The organism is Occallatibacter sp. FHG110214_02, from assembly GCF_059115385.1.
Map to the genome: position 1 here is coordinate 18,743 of NZ_JBZYWK010000003.1, position 19,273 is coordinate 38,015.

The 19,273-nt window shown below is 59.0% G+C and carries 19 protein-coding genes; 8 read left to right on the forward strand and 11 right to left on the reverse strand.

Translation table 11 applies throughout. The features are described from left to right. Window positions 1-69: 69 nt before the first annotated feature. A complete protein-coding gene (locus tag AC5S3R_RS04000) occupies window positions 70-1,731 on the reverse strand; it encodes a S41 family peptidase (protein ID WP_494265439.1) in 1,662 nt (553 codons plus the stop codon). A gap of 258 nt (window positions 1,732-1,989) precedes the next feature. Here AC5S3R_RS04000 and AC5S3R_RS04005 point away from each other — a divergent pair, with 258 nt between their 5' ends. Both AC5S3R_RS04005 and AC5S3R_RS04010 read left to right on the forward strand, forming a co-directional pair. Next, window positions 1,990-3,816, forward strand: coding sequence for a peptidylprolyl isomerase (locus tag AC5S3R_RS04005; RefSeq protein ID WP_494265440.1), 1,827 nt, complete (start codon window positions 1,990-1,992; stop codon window positions 3,814-3,816). Window positions 3,817-3,907: 91 nt separating this feature from the next. Then, window positions 3,908-4,897 carry a 3'-5' exoribonuclease YhaM family protein gene (locus AC5S3R_RS04010; protein WP_494265441.1) on the forward strand — a complete coding sequence of 330 codons (990 nt, stop codon included), beginning with the start codon at window positions 3,908-3,910 and terminating at the stop codon, window positions 4,895-4,897. On the opposite strand, the gene AC5S3R_RS04015 is transcribed toward AC5S3R_RS04010, so the two are convergent. The 5 genes from AC5S3R_RS04015 to AC5S3R_RS04035 form a co-directional block, all read right to left on the reverse strand. Continuing rightward, a complete protein-coding gene (locus AC5S3R_RS04015) occupies window positions 4,888-5,106 on the reverse strand; it encodes a type II toxin-antitoxin system RelE/ParE family toxin (protein WP_494265443.1) in 219 nt (72 codons plus the stop codon). The two genes, AC5S3R_RS04010 and AC5S3R_RS04015, sit on opposite strands and share 10 nt — an antisense overlap. 64 nt (window positions 5,107-5,170) lie before the next feature. Continuing rightward, window positions 5,171-5,428 carry a type II toxin-antitoxin system ParD family antitoxin gene (locus AC5S3R_RS04020; RefSeq protein WP_494265445.1) on the reverse strand — a complete coding sequence of 86 codons (258 nt, stop codon included), beginning with the start codon at window positions 5,426-5,428 and terminating at the stop codon, window positions 5,171-5,173. Between the two features lie 63 nt (window positions 5,429-5,491). Next, complete coding sequence (locus AC5S3R_RS04025) at window positions 5,492-5,875, reverse strand: EVE domain-containing protein (protein WP_494265446.1); 384 nt, start codon at window positions 5,873-5,875, stop codon at window positions 5,492-5,494. 23 nt (window positions 5,876-5,898) lie between these two features. Continuing rightward, complete coding sequence (prpB, locus tag AC5S3R_RS04030; protein WP_494265447.1) at window positions 5,899-6,786, reverse strand: methylisocitrate lyase; 888 nt, start codon at window positions 6,784-6,786, stop codon at window positions 5,899-5,901. 66 nt (window positions 6,787-6,852) lie between these two features. Then, window positions 6,853-7,809: an amidohydrolase family protein gene (locus tag AC5S3R_RS04035; protein ID WP_494265448.1), complete on the reverse strand. Its 957-nt coding sequence runs from the start codon at window positions 7,807-7,809 to the stop codon at window positions 6,853-6,855. Window positions 7,810-8,026: 217 nt separating this feature from the next. On the opposite strand from AC5S3R_RS04035, the gene AC5S3R_RS04040 reads away from it, so the two are divergent. The 3 genes from AC5S3R_RS04040 to AC5S3R_RS04050 all read left to right on the forward strand — a co-directional run bounded on the left by AC5S3R_RS04040 (window position 8,027) and on the right by AC5S3R_RS04050 (window position 9,409). Then, window positions 8,027-8,584, forward strand: a complete 558-nt coding sequence (locus tag AC5S3R_RS04040; RefSeq protein ID WP_494265449.1) for a DUF2911 domain-containing protein — start codon at window positions 8,027-8,029, stop codon at window positions 8,582-8,584. A gap of 123 nt (window positions 8,585-8,707) precedes the next feature. Beyond that, complete coding sequence (locus AC5S3R_RS04045) at window positions 8,708-9,001, forward strand: FmdB family zinc ribbon protein (protein ID WP_494265451.1); 294 nt, start codon at window positions 8,708-8,710, stop codon at window positions 8,999-9,001. Window positions 9,002-9,079: 78 nt separating this feature from the next. After that, complete coding sequence (locus AC5S3R_RS04050) at window positions 9,080-9,409, forward strand: DMT family transporter (protein ID WP_494265453.1); 330 nt, start codon at window positions 9,080-9,082, stop codon at window positions 9,407-9,409. A 21-nt stretch (window positions 9,410-9,430) separates the two neighbouring features. On the opposite strand, the gene AC5S3R_RS04055 is transcribed toward AC5S3R_RS04050, so the two are convergent. The 3 genes from AC5S3R_RS04055 to AC5S3R_RS04065 all read right to left on the reverse strand — a co-directional run bounded on the left by AC5S3R_RS04055 (window position 9,431) and on the right by AC5S3R_RS04065 (window position 11,223). Further along, window positions 9,431-9,787: a hypothetical protein gene (locus AC5S3R_RS04055; RefSeq protein ID WP_494265455.1), complete on the reverse strand. Its 357-nt coding sequence runs from the start codon at window positions 9,785-9,787 to the stop codon at window positions 9,431-9,433. Next, window positions 9,784-10,449 (reverse strand): RNA polymerase sigma factor, encoded by a 666-nt coding sequence (locus AC5S3R_RS04060; RefSeq protein WP_494265456.1) that lies wholly within the window; start codon window positions 10,447-10,449, stop codon window positions 9,784-9,786. The genes AC5S3R_RS04055 and AC5S3R_RS04060 overlap by 4 nt, the downstream gene beginning before the upstream one ends. A gap of 75 nt (window positions 10,450-10,524) precedes the next feature. Then, window positions 10,525-11,223 (reverse strand): YdeI/OmpD-associated family protein, encoded by a 699-nt coding sequence (locus AC5S3R_RS04065; protein ID WP_494265457.1) that lies wholly within the window; start codon window positions 11,221-11,223, stop codon window positions 10,525-10,527. 78 nt (window positions 11,224-11,301) lie between these two features. On the opposite strand from AC5S3R_RS04065, the gene rlmB reads away from it, so the two are divergent. Both rlmB and AC5S3R_RS04075 read left to right on the forward strand, forming a co-directional pair. Continuing rightward, the gene (gene rlmB / locus AC5S3R_RS04070; RefSeq protein ID WP_494265458.1) at window positions 11,302-12,105 is read left to right on the forward strand and encodes a 23S rRNA (guanosine(2251)-2'-O)-methyltransferase RlmB; all 804 of its coding nucleotides are present in this window, start codon (window positions 11,302-11,304) and stop codon (window positions 12,103-12,105) included. Beyond that, window positions 12,102-14,060 carry a M1 aminopeptidase family protein gene (locus AC5S3R_RS04075; protein ID WP_494265459.1) on the forward strand — a complete coding sequence of 653 codons (1,959 nt, stop codon included), beginning with the start codon at window positions 12,102-12,104 and terminating at the stop codon, window positions 14,058-14,060. Before rlmB ends, AC5S3R_RS04075 begins: the two co-directional genes overlap by 4 nt. A gap of 8 nt (window positions 14,061-14,068) precedes the next feature. Here the strand turns inward: AC5S3R_RS04075 and der are convergent, their stop codons facing one another. Then, window positions 14,069-15,586: a ribosome biogenesis GTPase Der gene (der, locus tag AC5S3R_RS04080; protein ID WP_494265460.1), complete on the reverse strand. Its 1,518-nt coding sequence runs from the start codon at window positions 15,584-15,586 to the stop codon at window positions 14,069-14,071. A gap of 115 nt (window positions 15,587-15,701) precedes the next feature. Between der and yoaA the strand changes: the two genes are divergently transcribed. Continuing rightward, window positions 15,702-17,681 carry a DNA repair helicase YoaA gene (yoaA, locus tag AC5S3R_RS04085; protein ID WP_494265461.1) on the forward strand — a complete coding sequence of 660 codons (1,980 nt, stop codon included), beginning with the start codon at window positions 15,702-15,704 and terminating at the stop codon, window positions 17,679-17,681. A gap of 93 nt (window positions 17,682-17,774) precedes the next feature. Here the strand turns inward: yoaA and AC5S3R_RS04090 are convergent, their stop codons facing one another. Beyond that, window positions 17,775-19,103 carry a phosphatase PAP2 family protein gene (locus tag AC5S3R_RS04090; RefSeq protein ID WP_494265463.1) on the reverse strand — a complete coding sequence of 443 codons (1,329 nt, stop codon included), beginning with the start codon at window positions 19,101-19,103 and terminating at the stop codon, window positions 17,775-17,777. Window positions 19,104-19,273 lie beyond the last annotated feature (170 nt).

Below are 19,273 nucleotides of genomic sequence, written 5' to 3' on the forward strand. Positions count from 1 at the left end.
TTTTCATCACCAAATCAAATCAAAAGGACCGGCGATTGCCGGTCCTTTTGATTTGGTAGTGAGCTGTAACTAGCGCTGAGTCGCAACCGGCGCTTCATTGCGAGCCTGCGCTTTCTGCGCCTGAACCTTGTGCGCGTTATCTTCCAGCGCCTGTGCTTCGGGCAGGTAGGTGAGCGCCTTCTGGATCATGGGATCCCAATCGGCCAGCAGGTGCAGGCCGATGGTCTGGCCATACTGCGCGGAGAGAACCTTGTCCTTGATGTTGACCTTCAGCCACTCGATATTGTCGGTGACGTCCTTATCGGTGAACTGCACGCCTTCGCTGGTCAGGTACTGCTTGAAGCTGGTGAGCACGGCGTCATCCACCTGGAAGCTCTTATCCACGGTGTGGTTCGCCATGTAGACCGGCGCAAAGCGGAAGAAGCCGTCGCGGTAGAGAATCTCATCCTGGAAGTGGTCCGACTTCGGTGTGTCCACCTTCTCGTCCGGCGTAATTCCGCCGCCGCCGTAAACGGTGCGGCCAGAGTCCGTCATCTTTACTTCGCGAGTCTTTGAATCCGCCACGCCTGCGTGATTGTAGTAGTAGTCGAGCAGCGAAACGCCTTCATAGTTGCGCTGAATCAGGCGGCCTGAGGGCGTGTAGTAGTGATACGTGGTCAGCGCAAGGCCGGTGTTTTCGCTCAGGTTGTAGACCGTCTGCACAAGACCCTTACCGAAGGTGGTTTCGCCAACAATCAGCGCGCGGTCGTGGTCCTGCAGCGCGCCGGAGACAATCTCCGCCGCCGAAGCCGTGTTGCGATTCACAAGGACGATGATCGGGAAGACCTTGCCGCTGTTACCGTGCGTGGCTACGTAGTTCTGGTCGGGGTAGGCGCGTCCGCGCTGCGAAACAATCGTCTGTCCCTTGGCCAGCAGGTGGTCACAAATCTCCACCGCCTGGCTCAGAAGACCGCCGGGGTTGCCGCGAAGGTCGAGAATCAGGCCCTTCAGGTCGCCGAAGTTGTCCACAGCGTCATTCACTTCCTGCGCGCTGGTTTCCATAAACTGCGTCAGGTGAATGTATCCAACGCCGGGGCGAACCTCGTACTTCAGGTCAACCGAGGGGTGCGGAATCTCATCGCGAACCAGGTCGAATACGAGCGGCTTGTCCTGCCCGTTGCGAATCATGCTTACCTGGACGTGCGTGCCCTTGGGGCCCTTGAGGTTCTTGGCCACCGAGTCGGATGAGTTAATCGAGTTGGGGTCGGCATTGCCAATGGTGACCGGCTTGCCGTCGATGGCCACAATCTGGTCAGCCGGACGAATACCGGCGCGGAACGAAGGCGTGCCCTCGTACGGAATCTTTACGATGACCTGGTCCTTGCCGTTCTTGGGGTCGCGCTGCTGCTGAATCAGCATGCCCACGCCGTAATAATGACCGCGCTGGTCTTCGCGCATCTTGGCGTAAGCCTTGGGATCATAGAAGTTGGAGTGCGGGTCGAGCGTTCGCAGCATGCCCGGAATCGCGCCGTCATAGATGGCAGCGTCAGCCTTGTCGCCGGTAATCGGCTCGGCGTAGTTCTGCTCCACGAGCGAGTAGACGTTGGTAAAAGCCTTGAGGCTGTCGCGAATCTGGCTCTCATCCTCAGAGGATTGCGCGCCGACCTTGCGCTGCAGCACGGAGCCGGCAACGGCCATGACGGCGAAGAAAAGGACGAGGAAGAAAAGTGCGCGGCGGGCGCGGGGAGTCATAAGCGGCAGAACCTCCAGGCGATGTGGACACAAACGCCTTTTCCCGGGCCGAAAACGCCCGGTTTGTGAGCTAGAGTATAGCACTGGGGAATTGGACTCTGCAGTGTGCCGGGCGGTAAGCAATCCGCGTGCCAGACGGCTTTTCTCCCCCGTCTCTTGTCCCTTTTCCCTTGTCTCTGCTCTTTTCGCTCCCCAGCCATTTACAATGACGTCTATAACCCAGGCAACGAAATTGTCTGCCTGCAGTGTGCCGAATCTATGACTTTAAGACTCCTTCGAATTTCCGCGGTATCTGCGCCTGTGCTGGGTGCGGTCCTGCTCGTTGCCCCCGCGATTGCGCAAACTCCGCAGGCCCCGGCTCCGCAGGCCAAGACTGCCGATCCCTCCAGCCCCTACGGCGGCGTTACGGTGGAAGAGATTCTTGCCCGCGTCAATGACCAGATCATTACGCGCGGTGACTACGACCGCGCCATGAAGGAGCTGGACGACGAAGCCCGCCAGCGCGGCGCGACGATGCAGCAGATGTCCGAGGCACACAAGGATTTGCTGCGCAACCTGATCGACCAGCAGCTCTGGCTCTCCAAGGGCAAGGAACTGGGCATCAACGGTGAAACCGAGCTGGTGAACCGCCTCAACGCGATTCGCAAGCAGTACAACCTGAACACCATGGAAGACCTCGAAAAAGCGGCGCAGGAGCAGGGTGTCTCCTTCGAGGACTTCAAGGCGAATATCCGCAACCAGATCATCACGCAGCAAGTGATGCAGCAGGAAGTGGGCGGGCATATCTCGCGCACTCTCACTCCCGGCGAAATACAGCGCTACTTTGAGGAGCACAAGCAGGACTACGTGCAGCCGGAGAGCGTCAAGCTGAGCGAAATCCTGGTCTCCACCGGAACCGGCGACGCGGATGATGCCAAGGTTGCCGAGGCCAAGGCTAAGGCAGACGACATTGAAGCGAAGCTGAAGGCCGGTGCGGACTTTACTCAGTTGGCGCGTACCTCCAGCGATGGACAGACTGCAAGCGAGGGCGGCGACCTTGGTCAGTACAAGCGCGGCGCTCTGGCAAAGGTGCTGGAAGACGCAACCTTTGGTCTGCAGGCGGGGCAGTACACGGAGCCGATTCGCACGCGGCAGGGCTTCATCATCCTCAAGGTGAATGAGCATGTTGCTGGCGGCGCGCCGCAGTTCAAGGACGTGCAGAACCAGGTGGAAGAAGCCTACTACATGTCCAAGATGGAACCGGCCATGCGCGACTATCTGACCAAGATGCGCGAGGACGCTTACATCAACATCAAGCCGGGATATGAGGATACGGGCGCGACGACGAACAAGCGTATCAATCCGATTGCTTACTCGGCTTACACGCCTCCTTCGGCCAAGAAAAAGAAGAAGGTGGAGCGTACGCGCTTCCGCGAGAACGCGCACTTCCGCCAGAAGAGTCCGCAGGTAGTAGATACGGCAGCGACGGCAACGCCGGATGCTCCTACGCCCGCAGTAGCCACCAAGACGGTTGCGAAGGCAGAGAAGCCGGGCAAGAAGGAAAAGATTCGTTTCGGCAAAGCGCCGACAAAGACGCTGCCTTCGGCGGCGGCTCCGGCACAGACGGAAGACGCAGCGGGCGCAAATGGCGCAACGGCGGCAGATGCTGCTGCGGGAACGCAAACGGCTCAGAATCAGGAACCGGATAATCCGCTTGAGCAGGCCGCTCCTGAGAAGAAGACGCGCTTCAGCGACCGCGCTAAGCTGCCCAAGGCTCCCAAGTCGAAGGGCCTTCTGCAGCAACAGCAGGATGCAACCACGCCTGCTCCAGCAGCTGCGGATGAACTGGCCGATCGCCAGACGCAGGCGCAGCCGTTAGGTCTGGGCGGCGACACCGCAAGTAAGAAAAAGAAGAAAAAGAACACCGCAACCGAGGATGCCGCGAAGACGCGCTTTAGCCAGCGCAAGCCGGATGAGTCGCAGAAGAACGCTCCGGCTCCTCAGCCTACACCCATTCCGCAGGCGCAGGGTGCGGGTGCTCCAACCACCACGCCGCAAGCGCCGGCTCCTGCCCCGCAGACTCCGGCTCCAGCGCCGCAGCAGTAGCAAGCAGCAATTCGCTGTTAGTCAAACGGCACTCCGCATATGCGGAGTGCCGTTTGTGTTTCATCCCTCGTCCTCGTATTCTTTCTCCATAATGAAGGACATCTTTATCGCCGACCTGGCCTCTTATGAAGAAGGCAAACCCTTCGACAGCTTTTTCCTTGTCCTATCCAAACAGCAGCGCACCACCAAAACAGGCAAGCCATACCTGAACCTGCAATTTGCGGATAAGACTGGTCAGCTTGAAGCGCGCGTGTGGGAGCCGAACGATCCGCGCATCTCAAAAGATGTGGAACAGGGCGATGTGGTGAAGGTGCGCGGCAGCGTCTCCCTCTTTGACGGCAAGCTGCAGATGAAGGTGGATCAGCTACGCAAGGCTACGGCGGAAGAAACAGACAAAGCCGACCTGATGCCCGCGACAACGTATGACGTGGACGAGCTTTGGGCGCAGCTACGTGGTTTTGTGGACTCCTTCACGGACCCGCATCTGAAGCTGCTTCTGGATACGCTGCTCGAAGATGAGCACATCGGCGGTAAGTTCCGCGAGGCTCCGGCGGCGAAGCAACTGCATCATGCGTGGCTCGGCGGTTTGCTGGAGCATGTCGTGAGCCTACTCACATTGGCCGACCGCATTACGCCAAATTATCCAATCCTGAACCGCGATTTGCTGATGACGGGCGTCATCCTGCACGACATCGGCAAGATTCAGGAGCTTCAGTGGGAGATTGGCTTCGAGTACTCCGTCGAAGGCGTGCTGCTGGGGCACATCCAGATGGGCTACGAGCTTGCGGCAAAGACGATAGACGCGCTGCCCGACTTCCCGCCGCGCTTGCGCACGCTGGTGCTGCACCTCATCCTGTCGCACCACGGCAAGCTGGAGTTCGGCTCGCCCAAGCTGCCGATGATTCCCGAAGCGCTGGCTCTAAGCTTCATCGACGACTTCGATGCGAAGATGATGGCCGCGCAGTTGGCCTTTGAAAAGGCCACGCGAGAGGGCAAAGCCGCCGATGAGTTCACCGATAGAGTCTGGGCGCTTGAGAATCGGCAGCTATTGAATACGAAGGGATGGCTGAATCAGAAATAGTTCGTGGGCAGCATATTTTGGTGCAAAATGCGGATAATCACAATGCCATCAGGTTCAATGATGTAGAAGACCGAATGTCGGCCTACCTCGATTCGCCGGAATCCATGATGAACCGAAGAATAGTCTCTTCCTATGAGAGGATTCTTCTGGATGCGCTCAAAGCAGCTATCCAACTCACGCATATATTTAGCGAGTTGGTTTTGTCCCATGTATATTCCGCGATGACTTCCAGGTCTGCATCTGCATCCTCAGAAAACCTGATTGACAGCACTCTTATGCTTCCTTTGCAGGCAAACCATACTTCTTGCGTATTCGGTCCATTGTGCCGGGTTTCGCAATACCGCTTGCAAGACCATGGTCGAGCGCGGCTCGAAGTGCAATCAGCTTTTCCTCGTTTTCACGCTCATCACCTACCAACAGCCGTAAAGCTGTACGCATAACTTCACTGGCATTCGCAAATCTGCCGGTTTCTACCCGAGTGGTAATGAACTGGTTAAGTTCCGGAGTCAGATTAACGTTACATGTGGGCATTGGGTACCTCTGGCTCAGCATAAGGAAATTGGCATAGTATGCCAATTTCCTTGCTTGGTGTACTCAACCCACAAACCAATCCCACTGATCTTTCGTCAGTGGCACTACCGACAACCGACCAATAATAACCAGCGGCGAATCCGCAAAAATCGTCTCAGCCTTGATGGCGGCTAGCTGTTTCGGTGTTTTGAGCTTCTTGCCAACCTTGACCTTCACGATGGGTACTTTGGGATTCGCCGGGTCCACGCTTTCCACGGTGCCAGTGCCAACGGCGGTGCGCTCATCGCCGGTATGGTAGAAAATCCACTTCGTTCCGGCCTTCATCTCGCGCAGGTATTTCACGGCGGTGGGATTCGTCACGCCATCCCAGATAGTTTCCTGGTCGCGGAGGAAGTCGTCGAAGGAGTAAACGTCAGGCTCGGTCTTGAAGAGAAAGTAAGCAGGCATGGAGAAATCTTACTAGGTTCTTTCTAGCTTTTGTTTTGGGCGAAGAGCTGGTCCAGCTTTTCTTCGTAGGCGTGGTAGTTGAGGTACTTGTAAAGGTCGGCGCGGGACTGCATAAGTGGCACCACACTCTGCTGCGTGCCCTCCGCGCGGATAGTCTCATAGACCTTCAGCGCGGCGGCATTCATAGCCCGATAAGCAGCGCAGCAGTAGAGGACGATATCCACGCCTGCATCCGCAAGCTGGTCGCGAGTGTAGAGCGGCGTCTGGCCGAACTCCGTAATATTCGCGAGGATGGGGACGCCAACAGCCTTGCGAAAAGCGGCGTACTGCTCAAGGTCGCGAACAGCCTCGGCAAAAATCATGTCGGCCCCGGCTTCGACGTAAGCCTGCGCACGGGCAATGGCTGCATCGAGGCCTTCGCTGGCCAGCGCATCCGTGCGAGCCATCAGTACAAAGCTGGAATCCATCTTCGCATCCACGGCGGCCTTGATGCGGTCCACCATCTCGTCGGCAGGGACAAGCTCCTTACCAGGGCGATGTCCGCAGCGCTTGGCGCCCACCTGGTCTTCCATGTGGACGGCGGCGGCTCCAGCCTTAATCATCGACCGAATGGTGCGCGCAATGTTGAAAGCCCCGCCCCAGCCGGTGTCGATATCCACCAGCAGCGGAAGTGCAGTCGCATCGGTAATGCGCCGCACATCGGTCAGCACATCTTCCATGGTGCTGATGCCAAGGTCAGGCAACCCGAGCGAGTTAGCCGCAACTCCTCCGCCCGAAAGATAGAGCGCACGGAAGCCCGTAGCTTCAGCCAGGCGGGCGGTGTAAGCATTGATGGCTCCGGCCACCTGCAGCGGTTTTTCTTCCGCAAGAGCTGCGCGAAAACGAGCGCCAGGAGTAGATGCAGTGGGCATAGCGTATGGCGGGAATGATAGTAGAGAGGAGGGACGAGCGACAAGGGACGAAAGCTGAGCAGGTGGCTATACGGAGGATTGGGCAGGATTGCGGGGACTCCAGCGGTATGTGGCTTTGGAGTTGCGGGTGAAGAATTTTTCGATGGCGGAAGGGCCTTTTTCGGCTAAGTAGCTGTGCACAATTTGGAAAGTGGTGGTGTAAGGGGCGATGTGGTCGCTGTTAGGCCAATCGCTGCCAAAGAGAAGGCGGTCTTCGCCGAAGAGGTTCCAGAGGGCATCCAGTTTTTCTCGGTAATATGCGACCTGCGTAGGTACTCGATTGTCGATGCGGACAGGGATTTCGGAGAGTTTGGCGAAGACGCGCGGGTTGGTGCTTAGTTCTTTGAGGGCCGCCCAGTATTCTGCTGTATCGGTAGCATTGCCCGGCATCTTGGCGTTGGGCAGGTGATCGAGAACGATACGCAGCTCGGGGATTTGCTGGGAGATGCGGAGGACGGCGCGGATGAGGCGGAGGTCAGGATTGGCGGCTTCCAAGGTGAGGCCAGTGGCAGAGAAGTATCGCAGGTCGGCGAGGAATGCCAAATTTTGAGCGTCGGCAAAGAGATCGCGGTTCCACAGATTGCCGCAGCGGATGCCGAGAAAGAGGGGATTGGCATGGAGCCGATCAAGTTGCTGCGCGAAGGCAAGCGTGCCGGGAGGCAGGTTGCCGATGTAGCCGAGGATGATGGGGTGCGCAGCAATGAGATTAAGAACCCAATCATTGTCAGCGGGGAGCGGGGAGGCTTCTATCGCGATGGCTCCGACAATGCCGAAAGGGCGGGATATGGCGGCGTAGCGCGGGGGCAGTGATGGCCGGTAGATGGAATCGTTTTTTTCTGGCCATGGAATTCCGCCTGGACGGCTGGGATCGAAAAGGTGGATGTGGGCATCGATGACAGGTGTTTTGCGTGGTGAGGCAAAGGCATTGGTGGTGGCAGAGACTGCGGTTGCCAGGCCTAGCTTGAGAGCTTGTCGTCTTTGCATGGTTGTTCCGGGGATGAGATTTTTCAAATCCAGATTTATTTTTCTATTGCAAGGTTCGGCGGAAGAGGATGGGATTGTCAAGAACCCTGGAAATATAGCACAGAGATGTTTTCTGATTTTGCGCCTATATGCGACAATCGAGCGCGTCTAATCTTCGCATCTTCTTGCTGTTACCAACTCAAATTTCTTTTGAACAGATATTAAGGAGCACGAACCCATGAAGCGTCTTCTCTGTTGTCTCAGCCTTCTTGCCGTCAGCTTGACCGCCTCTGCGCAGATGCAGATGGCAGCGCCCAAAAAGCCGGCCAGCCCTCCGGCTGCGGCTGTCGGAACCATCGGCAGCAAGTCGGTCTGGATTGCATACTCCTCGCCTGCCGTGAAGGGGCGCGAGGGAAAGATTTTCACCAAGGATGGTCTTATCGGCCATGACCCGCATTACCCGGTATGGCGCGCGGGGGCAAACTCGGCTACGACGCTGATCGTGAGCGGCAAAATGAAAATCGGCACGCTGGAAGTGACTCCGGGAGCCTACACGCTCTTTGCCGATGTCTCCGACCCCGACAACTGGAAGCTGATTGTGAGCAAGGCCACGGGTGAGTGGGGGCTTTCCTATGACCCGGCGAAGGACCTTGGCACAACGCCGATGACCATGTCCGTTCCGTCTTCGACTGTCGAGAATTTGAAGTGGGAGCTTACCGACAAGGGCGATGGAACCGGCACCATTACCTTGAGCTGGGAGAAGCACGTAGCGTCGGTCACCGTGGACACCAAATAACGCAGGTAGCAGTATGGCGGGGTGGGAGTTGCATACAGCTTCCACCCCGCCGCTACAATAGAGATAGAGATTTCGGGAAATTCTGCGTTGCTATGAGATTTCCTGTGTTTGGAGCTTAAAGCCTTGCCTTTGTATGCCTATCGCTGCACCCAGTGCGGCCACCAGTACGACAAGATTCAGAAGTTTAATGCCGAGCCGGAGACGGTTTGCCCCAAATGCGGCGGCAAGGTGGAACGGCTGCTGACGGCGCCTGCGTTCAAGTTTGAGGGCGCGGGGTGGTACATCAACGACTACGCGCCAAAGGCGGCTTCCGGCGGCTCGTCTACGAGTGCGGCGAAGCCCGCGGCGGATTCGGCTGCAAGCGCTCCGGCTGCGCCGAGCACACCGGCGGCCGGTTCTTCGTCGAGCGCGGAATAGTTCGTTCTTTCTCTTGCAGTTGTAATCCACGCCTGCGCAAATGCGCGCGCAAGTGTGGATTACAACAATAGGTCTGATATGCGATTTGCCTGGCTGTTCGCTGCAATCCTTGCGGAAGTGGTTGCAACCAGCACGTTGAAGGCTTCCGAAGGATTTACCCGCCTCATCCCCTCAATCGTTGTCGTGGCGGGATACGGCGGGGCCTTCTATGCTCTTTCCCAGGCTTTGAAGACGCTGCCGCTGGGGATTGCCTACGCAGTATGGTCGGGCGTGGGAACTGTCCTTGTCGCCCTGGCGGGGAAGTTTTTATACCGACAGACCCTCGACAGGCCTGCGTTTATCGGCATTGCATTTGTTGTGGTGGGAGTCATCATCATGAACGCGTTCTCGCGTACTGTAACGCATTGAAGCCTGATTGCTTGCAGCGCATTAGCGCTTGCGGAGCCACCCAGCCAGAAACGCCGCCGCCAGCAGCGCCGGGCAGAGAATGCAAATCCACAATGCAGACTGGCTGGTAAGGTCGCCAACATGCTCGCCGCCGATGATGTCATCCACCGCCCACCACATAAGCGGGCCAACCACCAGCAGGACAATCACTACAGCGGCAAGGGCCAGTGCGCGAATGCGTTTGCGGTCTTCGCGCTGGTCGTTCATTACGCCAAGCGAAGCAAGAACAACGCGGCGTGTAGAGTGGGCTACGTCGCGGTCTCTGTCTGCGGTGAGATTTCCGGCTAGCGACGCGGCAAGGTCGCCCTTTGTGCTCGAACCACCGCTTTCGCGGCTCATCCGGCAACTCCTGCAGCCCCAGTGGGAGAGAAGTTATGGCGCGTGAGCTTGGGCTTAATGGCGTCGAGCCCGCGGTAGAGGCGCGATTTGACCGTTGAAAGCGGGGCTTTGGTCACGGCTGCAATTTCCTGAAGGGAAAGTTCTTCATGGAAGCGTAGCACAAGAACCTCGCGGTAAAGCGTGTCAATTTCCAGCAGTGCCCGTGCCACGTGCTCGCGATCTTCGCTGGTCGCCAGATGGTCAAACGGAGTAGGCTGTCCGTCCACGAGCTCAAAATTCATGGGGCGGTCGTCATCGGCAGGGCCTTCAAATAACTCATCAAGGCTGGCAAGCGTACGCTTGCGGCGGTAGTCGATGACCAGGTTGCGAGCGATGGTGAAGAGCCAGGTATCGAAGCGCGATTTGCCGTTGAACTGGTCGCCGCGAACGAGCACGCGCATCCATACTTCCTGGAAAAGGTCTTCGGCCAACTCGCGGGAGCCGGTGAGATAAACAAGGTAGCGCAGAAGCCGGTGCTGATAGCGAACGATCAACTCATCCAGCAACCCCGCCTCCCGGCGCTTGAGACCGGCGGCAATGGCCAGATTTTCCTGGCGAACGGCTTCCTGTTCCGCGGTAACGGCATTCGCGGAGCTGGAAAAGACGTTCGAAAGTGAGGCCAAGGTACGCATCTGTTGGTATAGACGACAGATTAATTGCGGAAGATGGAAAAATCTTCCAACTTTACAAAACTTAAACTACTCAATCTTACGCGGTTTACTGCCTTTACCGTTATGGGCGAAGGCGATGGCCTCGTCAACAGCCTGCTGGGCGCGGCGCTGGCGGCTGTCAGGCATGCGGTAGTGAAAGATGCCAAGCAGATGGCGGCGGCGTTGTGTGGGTGTCATGGCCTGCCAGCCCTGCCGGGCCAGCGGCTGGCGCTCAAAGGCGATGCGGAGGATAGGCGGAGTTTCCATTTCGCCTTCCATGGTAAGCATGAGGCGTTCGGCAGTCTGCTCGGCGCGGTTTTGGCGCGCAGCCGGGGATTTTGGCTGGCTGAGGTCCCTGCCAATCTCACGCCTATCGGAGTTGCTGAGCGTTGTCTGGAACCACTTGCGGAGCGTGGGCTCGGATTTAAGAATGCGGATAAATTCCGGCGTCAGCTCGGCGGGGCGTTCTTCGGTGTCTGGCTCAAGCTGAACCGTGACCTGGTCGCCGAGGCGGGCCTTCGCCGCGCGCTGCATCTGCTTGTTGACGATGAGGATAAGCGATTGCTCTTCAAGGCCCGGCATAAGGGAACTGCGGAAGGGTGCACCGTTGACCGTGCCGCGAACGCGGCGGCCCTGCATGGCGGGCCAAACCGCCTTCGGGTCAAAAGGGATGCGAACCACGGTCCAGTGGAGAGCGTTGTCGAGCAGCTCCAGCTTGGCGCGAAAGGTTTTAGGCTTGGCAGGCATGTCGCTTGAGGGCCAGTATGCCGCTTGAAAGGCGCATAAAACAAGAAATTAAGCGCGTTAGCCTTCTACACTAGATATATGGAGATTTTGTACGGCGTCCACTCGGTCGAAGAAGCACTCAAGGCCGGAAAGCGGCGTTTTGACCATGTAATTGTGGCTCGCGAACGGCAGGATGCCCGGCTGGATCATCTGGTGAAGGCCTGCCGCGATGCAGGCGTGCGGGTTCGGCAGGAGTCCCGCGAGCAACTGACGCAGGTCGCCGGCACCGCTGCACACCAGGGCGTAGTGGCGATGGTGCGCAATGCCGAGTTCCTGCAGATTGAGGATTTGTATACGGGAACCGAGCCCGGAAAAGCCCGCCTGGTGCTCGCTCTCGACGGCGTAGAAGACCCACAGAACCTCGGTGCGCTGCTGCGTGTAGCCGACGGCGCAGGCGTGGATGGCGTAGTGCTCACCGAGCGGCGTTCGGCTCCGCTAAGCCCGGTTGCAGTGAAGGCCAGCGCCGGCGCGGCGGAGCATCTGCGCATTGCGCGGGTGGTGAACCTTGTTCGCGCACTCGAAGAGTTGAAAGAGCAGAATCTCTGGGTGATTGGCCTCGACGAGCGCGGCGAAAGCGACTACGACCAATTCGATTTCACCGGCAACTGCGTGCTGGTGCTGGGCCGCGAAGGCGCAGGCCTGCACGACCTCGTCAAGCGTACCTGCGATCACATGGTGAGCATCCCTATGGCAGGCGGAGTCAGCTCGCTCAACGTATCAGCGGCAGGCGCAGTCGTGCTGTATGAGGCATTCCGCCAGCGGCGTGCCAAAGAGCGCGAGGCTTCCGGCACGCCTGCAGCCACGTCCAATGGAAAGAAGAAGCAGAAGGGTTTAGGTTCATGAAGTTTGGTAAGTTCGCTGCGGTCAGTGCATTGTCCTTCGCCGCAGCTCTGGGAGCACAGGTTCCCGCAACACCGCAGCAGCCTCAGCAGGCACAACCTGCCACACCGCAGGCATCCCAGCCAGCCAAAACAAACGGCAAGGTAATCTTTTCGCGTTCGCTGGATGAGAACGGCGAAACGCAGACGCAGGTTCCGGAGCAGTCCGCCGAAAAGCTGGAAAAATCTCCCATAGCCGACGACGCCGAGCGTGCCGCAATTACGTTTACGGACTACGACCTCGACGTTCGCCTTCGCACCGATGAGCATCACATTGCCGTCCGCGCGCTGGTAATAGTGCGGAATGACAGCAAAGAGCCGCTCAAGCGAATTCCGCTGCAAATCTCCTCCGCATTGAACTGGGAGCGCATGCGCATCGAGGGGAAAGACACGCCCTTCCAGGCCGCCGTGCTGAACTCCGACGCCGATCACACTGGCCAACTGCACGAAGCCGCAATCACACTCCCGCAACCGCTTGCCCCCGGAGCCACACTGCGCATCGATGCAACGTACTCCGGCGTGATTGAGGTGAGCGCGCAGCGTCTCGTGGCAATCGGCACGCCTGAAGACGTAGCGCAGCGCTCCGACTGGGACCGCATCGATACGTCATTCACCGGCCTGCGCGGATTCGGCAATGTTGCCTGGTATCCCGTGGCAGCAGTGCCCGTAGTGCTGGGCGATGGCGCACGCCTCTTTGATGAAATCGCCGACCAGAAACGCCGCAACGCCGCCGCCGGCTTCCGTCTTCGCCTCACCGCGGAGTTCCCGCACGGGCAGGCCCCAAGCGTAGCGCTCATCAATGGCTATCCCTTCACCCTGAACGTGACCGATTCCGTGACCGCTGGTGAAGATGTGCCGGGAGTCGCCACTGCCGAAGCCTCCAACATGATTCTTGCGCATGATCTGCCAAGCCTCTTTGTCGCTCAGCGCACGGAGCATGAAAAGGACTGGGTGCAAGCATGGACTCGGCCAGAAAATGACCTGAACGCCTCTGCATGGCAGCAGGCCGCAACCGCTGTGACGCCCTTTCTTCAGCAATGGCTGATGCCGACTGGCGTGCAGTTACACATGCGAGCCAAGCTCACGCTGCTGGACCTGCCAGAAACCGGCGACGCCCCTTACGAGACAGGCGCGCTGCTGGCAACTCCCATTCAGGACGCCGACCCAGAGCAGCTAAAGTCCGTCATGGTCCACGCACTGGCGCACAGGTTCGCAGATTCCAGCAATGCCTCCACGCAGACACTATGGCTCAACGAGGGGCTGGCCTATTTCATGGGAACGCTCTGGACCGAGCGGCAGTTTGGCCGCGAAAAGGCATTGGAGCAACTGGAATCCAGCCGCACCGCGCTGGCTCTTGCTGAGCCCGGCAGTCCGGGGCAAAGCGCCGGTGAGCCGCTGGATGCAGCCACTTCGCCGGTCTACTACCGCACCAAGGCCGCTTACGTTCTGTGGATGCTGCGCGGTATTACCAGTGACGACGCGCTGCAGACTGCATTGAGCGACGATGCCAACGTCCCGCTGGAAGCCCGCCTCGAAAAGGCTGCAAATACCAATCTGAAGTGGTTCTTCGCCGACTGGGTTGATACGGACAAGGGCCTGCCGGATTTGTCGATAACGGATACATTCTCCAGTCCGGAGCAGAGCGGCAACTGGCTGGTTGTGCCGCACATCGCAAATGCGGGCTACGCCACAGCCGAGGTTCCCGTAGTGGTGCAAAGCGCCTCCGGCACCACGATTACACAGCGCGTCCGTGTTCCGGCACGTGGGGAAGTTGCCCCGCGAATCCTGATTCAGGGCAAGCCCACGCAGGTGCAGGTGAATGACGGAACCGTGCCGGAAACCTCAGCCTCCGTACACGTAACCAAGCTGGACACAGCTCCGCCCGCGCCAAGCTCGGCGCCCGTCATCAAGCAGCACTAGCTCCTGCACTAGTCCTCTTTTTTATCCGCATTGCGAGCCTTCACCTTGAACCAGATCGGCGTGCCTTCAAATCCAAAGGAGGCACGAATCTGGTTTTCGAGGAATCGTTCAAAGGCAAAGTGCAGCTTCACATCGCGATCGGTAAAGAGCACAAACGTAGGCGGCGCAACGGCAGCCTGCGTCATGTAGAAGATGCGAATGCGCTTGGACATCGGCACCGGCGCGCGCTGAAAATCCACCTCGCGCAGAAAGCGGTTCATCTGCCCCGTGGTGACGCGCTTGCGCCGCTCAGCGGCAATGGCAACAACCTGCTTCAGCACGCGCCCAAGGTTCGTGCCTTCCTTCGCAGATAGAAAAATAACCGGAGCATAGCTCAGGTACTTCAGCGCGCTGCGAAGCTGGCGCTCAAAGATCTCGCGGTCCGCAGGCGGCTTGCCATCGGTGCGGCCAGTCGTAACCGCGTCCCACTTGTTCACAATGATGATGACACTGCGGCCGCTCTCATGCGCATAGCCGCCAATCGTCGCGTCGCTCGCGGTCACGCCTTCCGTCGCATCAATCACCAGCAGAGCCACGTCCGCCGCCTCAAGATGCCGCCGCGACATCACCACAGACAGCTTCTCCGCCATCAGGTGCGTCTTGCCCTTGCGGCGAATACCGGCGGTATCCACAAACCGCAGCGTGTTGCCTTCAAATTCGACAACCTCATCCACCGCATCGCGAGTCGTTCCGGCAATCGGCGAAACAATCGCCCGCCCTGATCCCGTAAGCGCATTCAACAGCGTGGATTTGCCGACGTTGGGGCGGCCGATAATGGCGATAGAAGTTTCCTGCTGCTCAAACTCGCCATGCGTACGATGCTTGGCGGTGAGCTTTTTTTCGCCCGGCTCCAGTGGAGCCCCTTCCCAAATCTCTTCTTCCTCCGCCAACTCTTCCTCAGTCTCGGCAACCGTCTCTTCGGCGGCTTCCCCGGCAGGCAGAGCCTCGGCGATCGCATCCAGCAGGTCGCCAATGCCGCGGCCATGTTCAGCAGAAATGGGATAAAGCTCGGAGATGCCAAGTTGGCGGAGGTTTTCCGCCTCGCCAATAAGCTGTTCGCTTTCCACCTTGTTGACGGCCAGAAAAACAGGCTTGCGGCTCCGCGTGAGCAGCCGCGCCAGGTCGTAGTCCGGGCTGGCCAGCTCCGTGCGCACATCAATCACAAACACCAGCGCGTCGGCCTCTTCCAGTGCCACCTTGGCCTGGCTGTAAATCTCCGCCGGAATCAGCTCCGGGTCATCGGGAATAATGCCCCCCGTATCCACCAGCCGAAAGCGCCGCCCCGACCACTGGTACTCGCCATAAATGCGGTCCCGCGTAATGCCGGGCTCGTCGCCCACAATCGAGCGCCGCGTCTTGGTCAGCCGGTTAAACAGCGTGGATTTGCCCACATTCGGACGGCCAACAATAGCGATAAGCGGAAGCGCGGAGGCTCCGGGACGGGAAGGAATAACGGATCGGCGGTAGCTGGGCAAAGTTTTCTCCATGCAGCCGGTCCATAGGAAAGTCGGCGTGCTTCTCCTTCTATTATCCCAAGAATTAAGCATTTGGGGCAGGGAATGCGCGGAGCCGGGGCTCTTAGTACGATGAAGAGATACGCCGATGCCCCCATTCGACACACAAACGCGGACCCTGCCCAGCCTGCACGAATTCTTCGCGCCGGGCGGAATCCTGGCCACATCCAAGCTGCCCTACGAGTATCGCCCCGGCCAGTTGGAGATGGCGAAAGCCGTCGAGCAGGCGCTGAGCGAGCGTCGCCACCTCATTGTGGAGGCCGGCACCGGCACCGGCAAAACGCTGGCATACCTGCTGCCCGCGCTGCGGACAGGCCAGCGCGTCATCGTTTCCACCGGCACCAAGGCGCTGCAGGACCAGCTCTACTTCCGCGATATTCCATTCCTCGAATCGCTGCTCGGCGACCTGCGCGTTTGCTACATGAAGGGCCGCGCCAACTACCTCTGCCGCCACAAGCTTGTCACACTGCGCGACCAGCCTGTCCTCTCCGGATTGGAAGAAATCGATCAGTACCGCCAAATTGCCGAGTGGGAGCAGACCACCGAAACCGGCGACCGCGCCGAAATCGCCAGCCTTCCGGAAGCAAGCGCCGTCTGGGCCAAGCTTGACGCCCGCAGCGAAGCCTGCCTGGGCCAAACCTGCCCCAGCTACCAGCGCTGTTTCATCACCGAGATGCGCCGCAAAGCGATGGAGAGCGACATCATCATCGTCAACCACCATCTCTTCTTCGCGGACTTGAACGTAAAACGAGAAGCAGCCGGCGCGCCCGATGCAGGCGTACTCCCGGAAGCCGCCGCCGTCATCTTCGACGAAGCGCACGAGCTCGAAGAAGTCGCGTCGAGCTACTTCGGCCTCTCCGTCAGCAACGTCAAGTTTGAGGAGCTGGCCAGAGACGTAGACACGCAACTGCGCGGCAAAGACGGCGCAGGCAATATTCATGCCGTAACGCAGCAACTGCGCGACCGCGCACGCTTGTTCTTTTCCGCTCTGCCCATGAATGGGGATGGCCGCCAGCCCTTCCTTGCCCGCGAAGAATTTCTCGAAATGCAAGGCGACCTGTACCTCAGCGTGCGCGCCACGCTGCAACGCATGGAGTCCGACATCGAGGGCATGCAGAAAGTCGAAGAAGCCCCCGGCCTTCGCAAGCGCGTAGCCCGCCTGCGCGGCGAACTGGAATTCCTCCTCGAAAGCGAGCAGTCGAACCTCGTCTACTGGCTTGAGCGTAGAACAAGCGGAGGCCGTGGCCGCGAAGGCGCACGCAACACCTTCGTGCAGGCCACACCCATCGATGTCTCCGAACTGTTGCGCGAAACCGTCTTTGAATCCATCCCCACGGTAGTAATGACAAGCGCCACGCTAACCGTGCAGGGCGCATTCGAGCACGTCGAGCGGCGCGTAGGCCTGGAAGGCGCGAAGGAGATGATTATCCCTTCGCACTACAAGTACGCTGAGCAGGCGCTCTTGTACCTGCCGCCGTCCATGCCCGACCCGCGCGAACCCGATTTCGCCGAGCGTGCCGCCGAGTGCATCCGTCGCGTGCTCGACATTACCGAAGGCCGCGCCTTCTGCCTCTTCACCAGCTACGGCGTCATGCGCGACCTGTATGAGCGCCTGCTGCCCGTGCTCGATTACCCAATCCTGCTGCACGGCAGCGCCCCGCGCAAAGCGCTTCTCGACGAGTTCCGCATGACGCCCAACGCCGTGCTCTTCGGCACGTCCAGCTTCTGGCAAGGCGTAGACGTGCAGGGCGAACAGTTAAGCTGCGTCATCATCGACCGCCTCCCCTTCGCCGTCCCCAACGACCCGGTAGTACAAGCCCGCATGAAAGCCATCGAAGAAGCAGGCGGCAAGCCCTTCTTCGACTACCAGGTCCCCGAAGCCGTGCTCACGTTAAAGCAAGGCTTCGGCCGCCTCATCCGCTCGTTAGAAGACCGTGGCGTACTGGTGCTGCTGGACCCAAGAATCCGCCGCCAGCGCTACGGCAAAACTTTTTTGGACAGCCTGCCGCCGTATAAAGTGACTACGACGATTACGGATGTGGAAGAGTTCTTTTCAGGCAGTAAGTAGAGTGGATTTGTCTTGTAACAGGGCGCTCCTCGGCATAAGCGCGTTCATCAGGGCAGATGCGAAGCCCAGCGCGCCGCTATATTCTGCGGAACCTTATCTCCTCGGAGCCATTTGTGCGGCACGTACAGCCGCTTCATAAAGATTGATTCGGGAGTAGAGGCCGAACGCGGAGCCGTCATCGAGAAAACCGCCGCCCGGCCCCTCTGTCTCCGTCAGCACGTCGTCAGCCTGCTTCAGCGTGAGATAGGGATAAGCGACCGTGAGCAGGTAACCTGCCTCGGGGGCTATGGCGGAGACATCTTCTTGCGCCGCTGCAGTTGTGGCGAAGACCATGGGCAAGCCATAGGTCTGGGTTGCCGCATAGAAAGCGTGCACGCTCGCAGCATCGCTGAAGCGGCTTGTGTCTTCCGTGGCGCACTGCGCTACCGTCTTGCCACAGGCGCTTTCGAGTATCTTTGCCAGGTCGGACTTCGCCTGCAGCAAAGCAGCGCGGAAGCCTTCTGCGTCCTTGCCGTATGCCTTGTCTTCCGCAAGCAGATGCGCGGTGTCATACAGGGCAAGCGTGCGGCCACCCAGCACATCCATGGCATAGTGCGCGCCAATGAGGATGCGGCTGTTGCCATACTCCGCGCCGCGCGCAATCATTTGCGGATAGCGCTCAGGGACGAGAAGGCCAAGGATTACGGACACGGTATAGCCATACGTAGTATGCCCGCTTGGATAAGAAGGACTATCGGTCAGGTCGGTTACTGGCCCGCGAACATACTGCGAGTTATCTACGAGCAGGTTAAAGGAATCTCGACCGGTAAAGCGGCGAAGCTCCGGCGCTGTCTGAAACGGACGTGCGTCGCCGAATCGATTGCCGTTCGGGCTCCCCGCGGGAAAATGGTAGGCGCGGCCAAAAGGGTCTGTCTGGCCGCCTTGTCCCGTGAGGATGTTCATTTCTTCCGCCGGTACAGGGGTCGTACCGTTAGTTGTGCCATTGGCAAACAGATACTTGCCGGCGTTGGAGTGCGAACCGCTGACGTGTCGCGCGATGGAGAGTATGTGCGTCACGCTGGCTGCGGCCTCTGTATAGTGCGTGCGATCAATGGCATGTGCGCGGGCCACGTAGGCTGCTCCCAGCGCCGTGCCTAAAGCGTCGGCAAGCTGCGAAGCCGTTGCTGAAGTGACATCCGCATCGCGCAGGGACTGGCCGCGCTGTTCTTCATCCGGCAGGAGCGTTGGTTGGGGAATGGCTCCCGTCTGAATTCCGCTCGTAATCGACAGGTTTGCACTGAGCGCAGCCCGGCCTTGTGCGGTCTTTGATAAGACCGTCACTGTGGATAGACCGCGAAGCGCGTTGTCTTGTGGCGACTGAGCTGGGGCCGATGCAACAGCGGCAAACGCTGCAATGGTTACGAGGGTTCGGATGGCACGCATATCCAGTGATAATAGCGAATGTGGCTAGGGGATAATGCTCTCGTGGCGTTGAAGGGTTGACATTACGTTGAGAAAGCCAGGAGTCGGCTTTCCGCTGGGACATCACAATCGCCAGTCCTGAGCTCTGTAACAGGGCACAACTTTAGTTGCATCAGAAAGCCGCCCCCAAA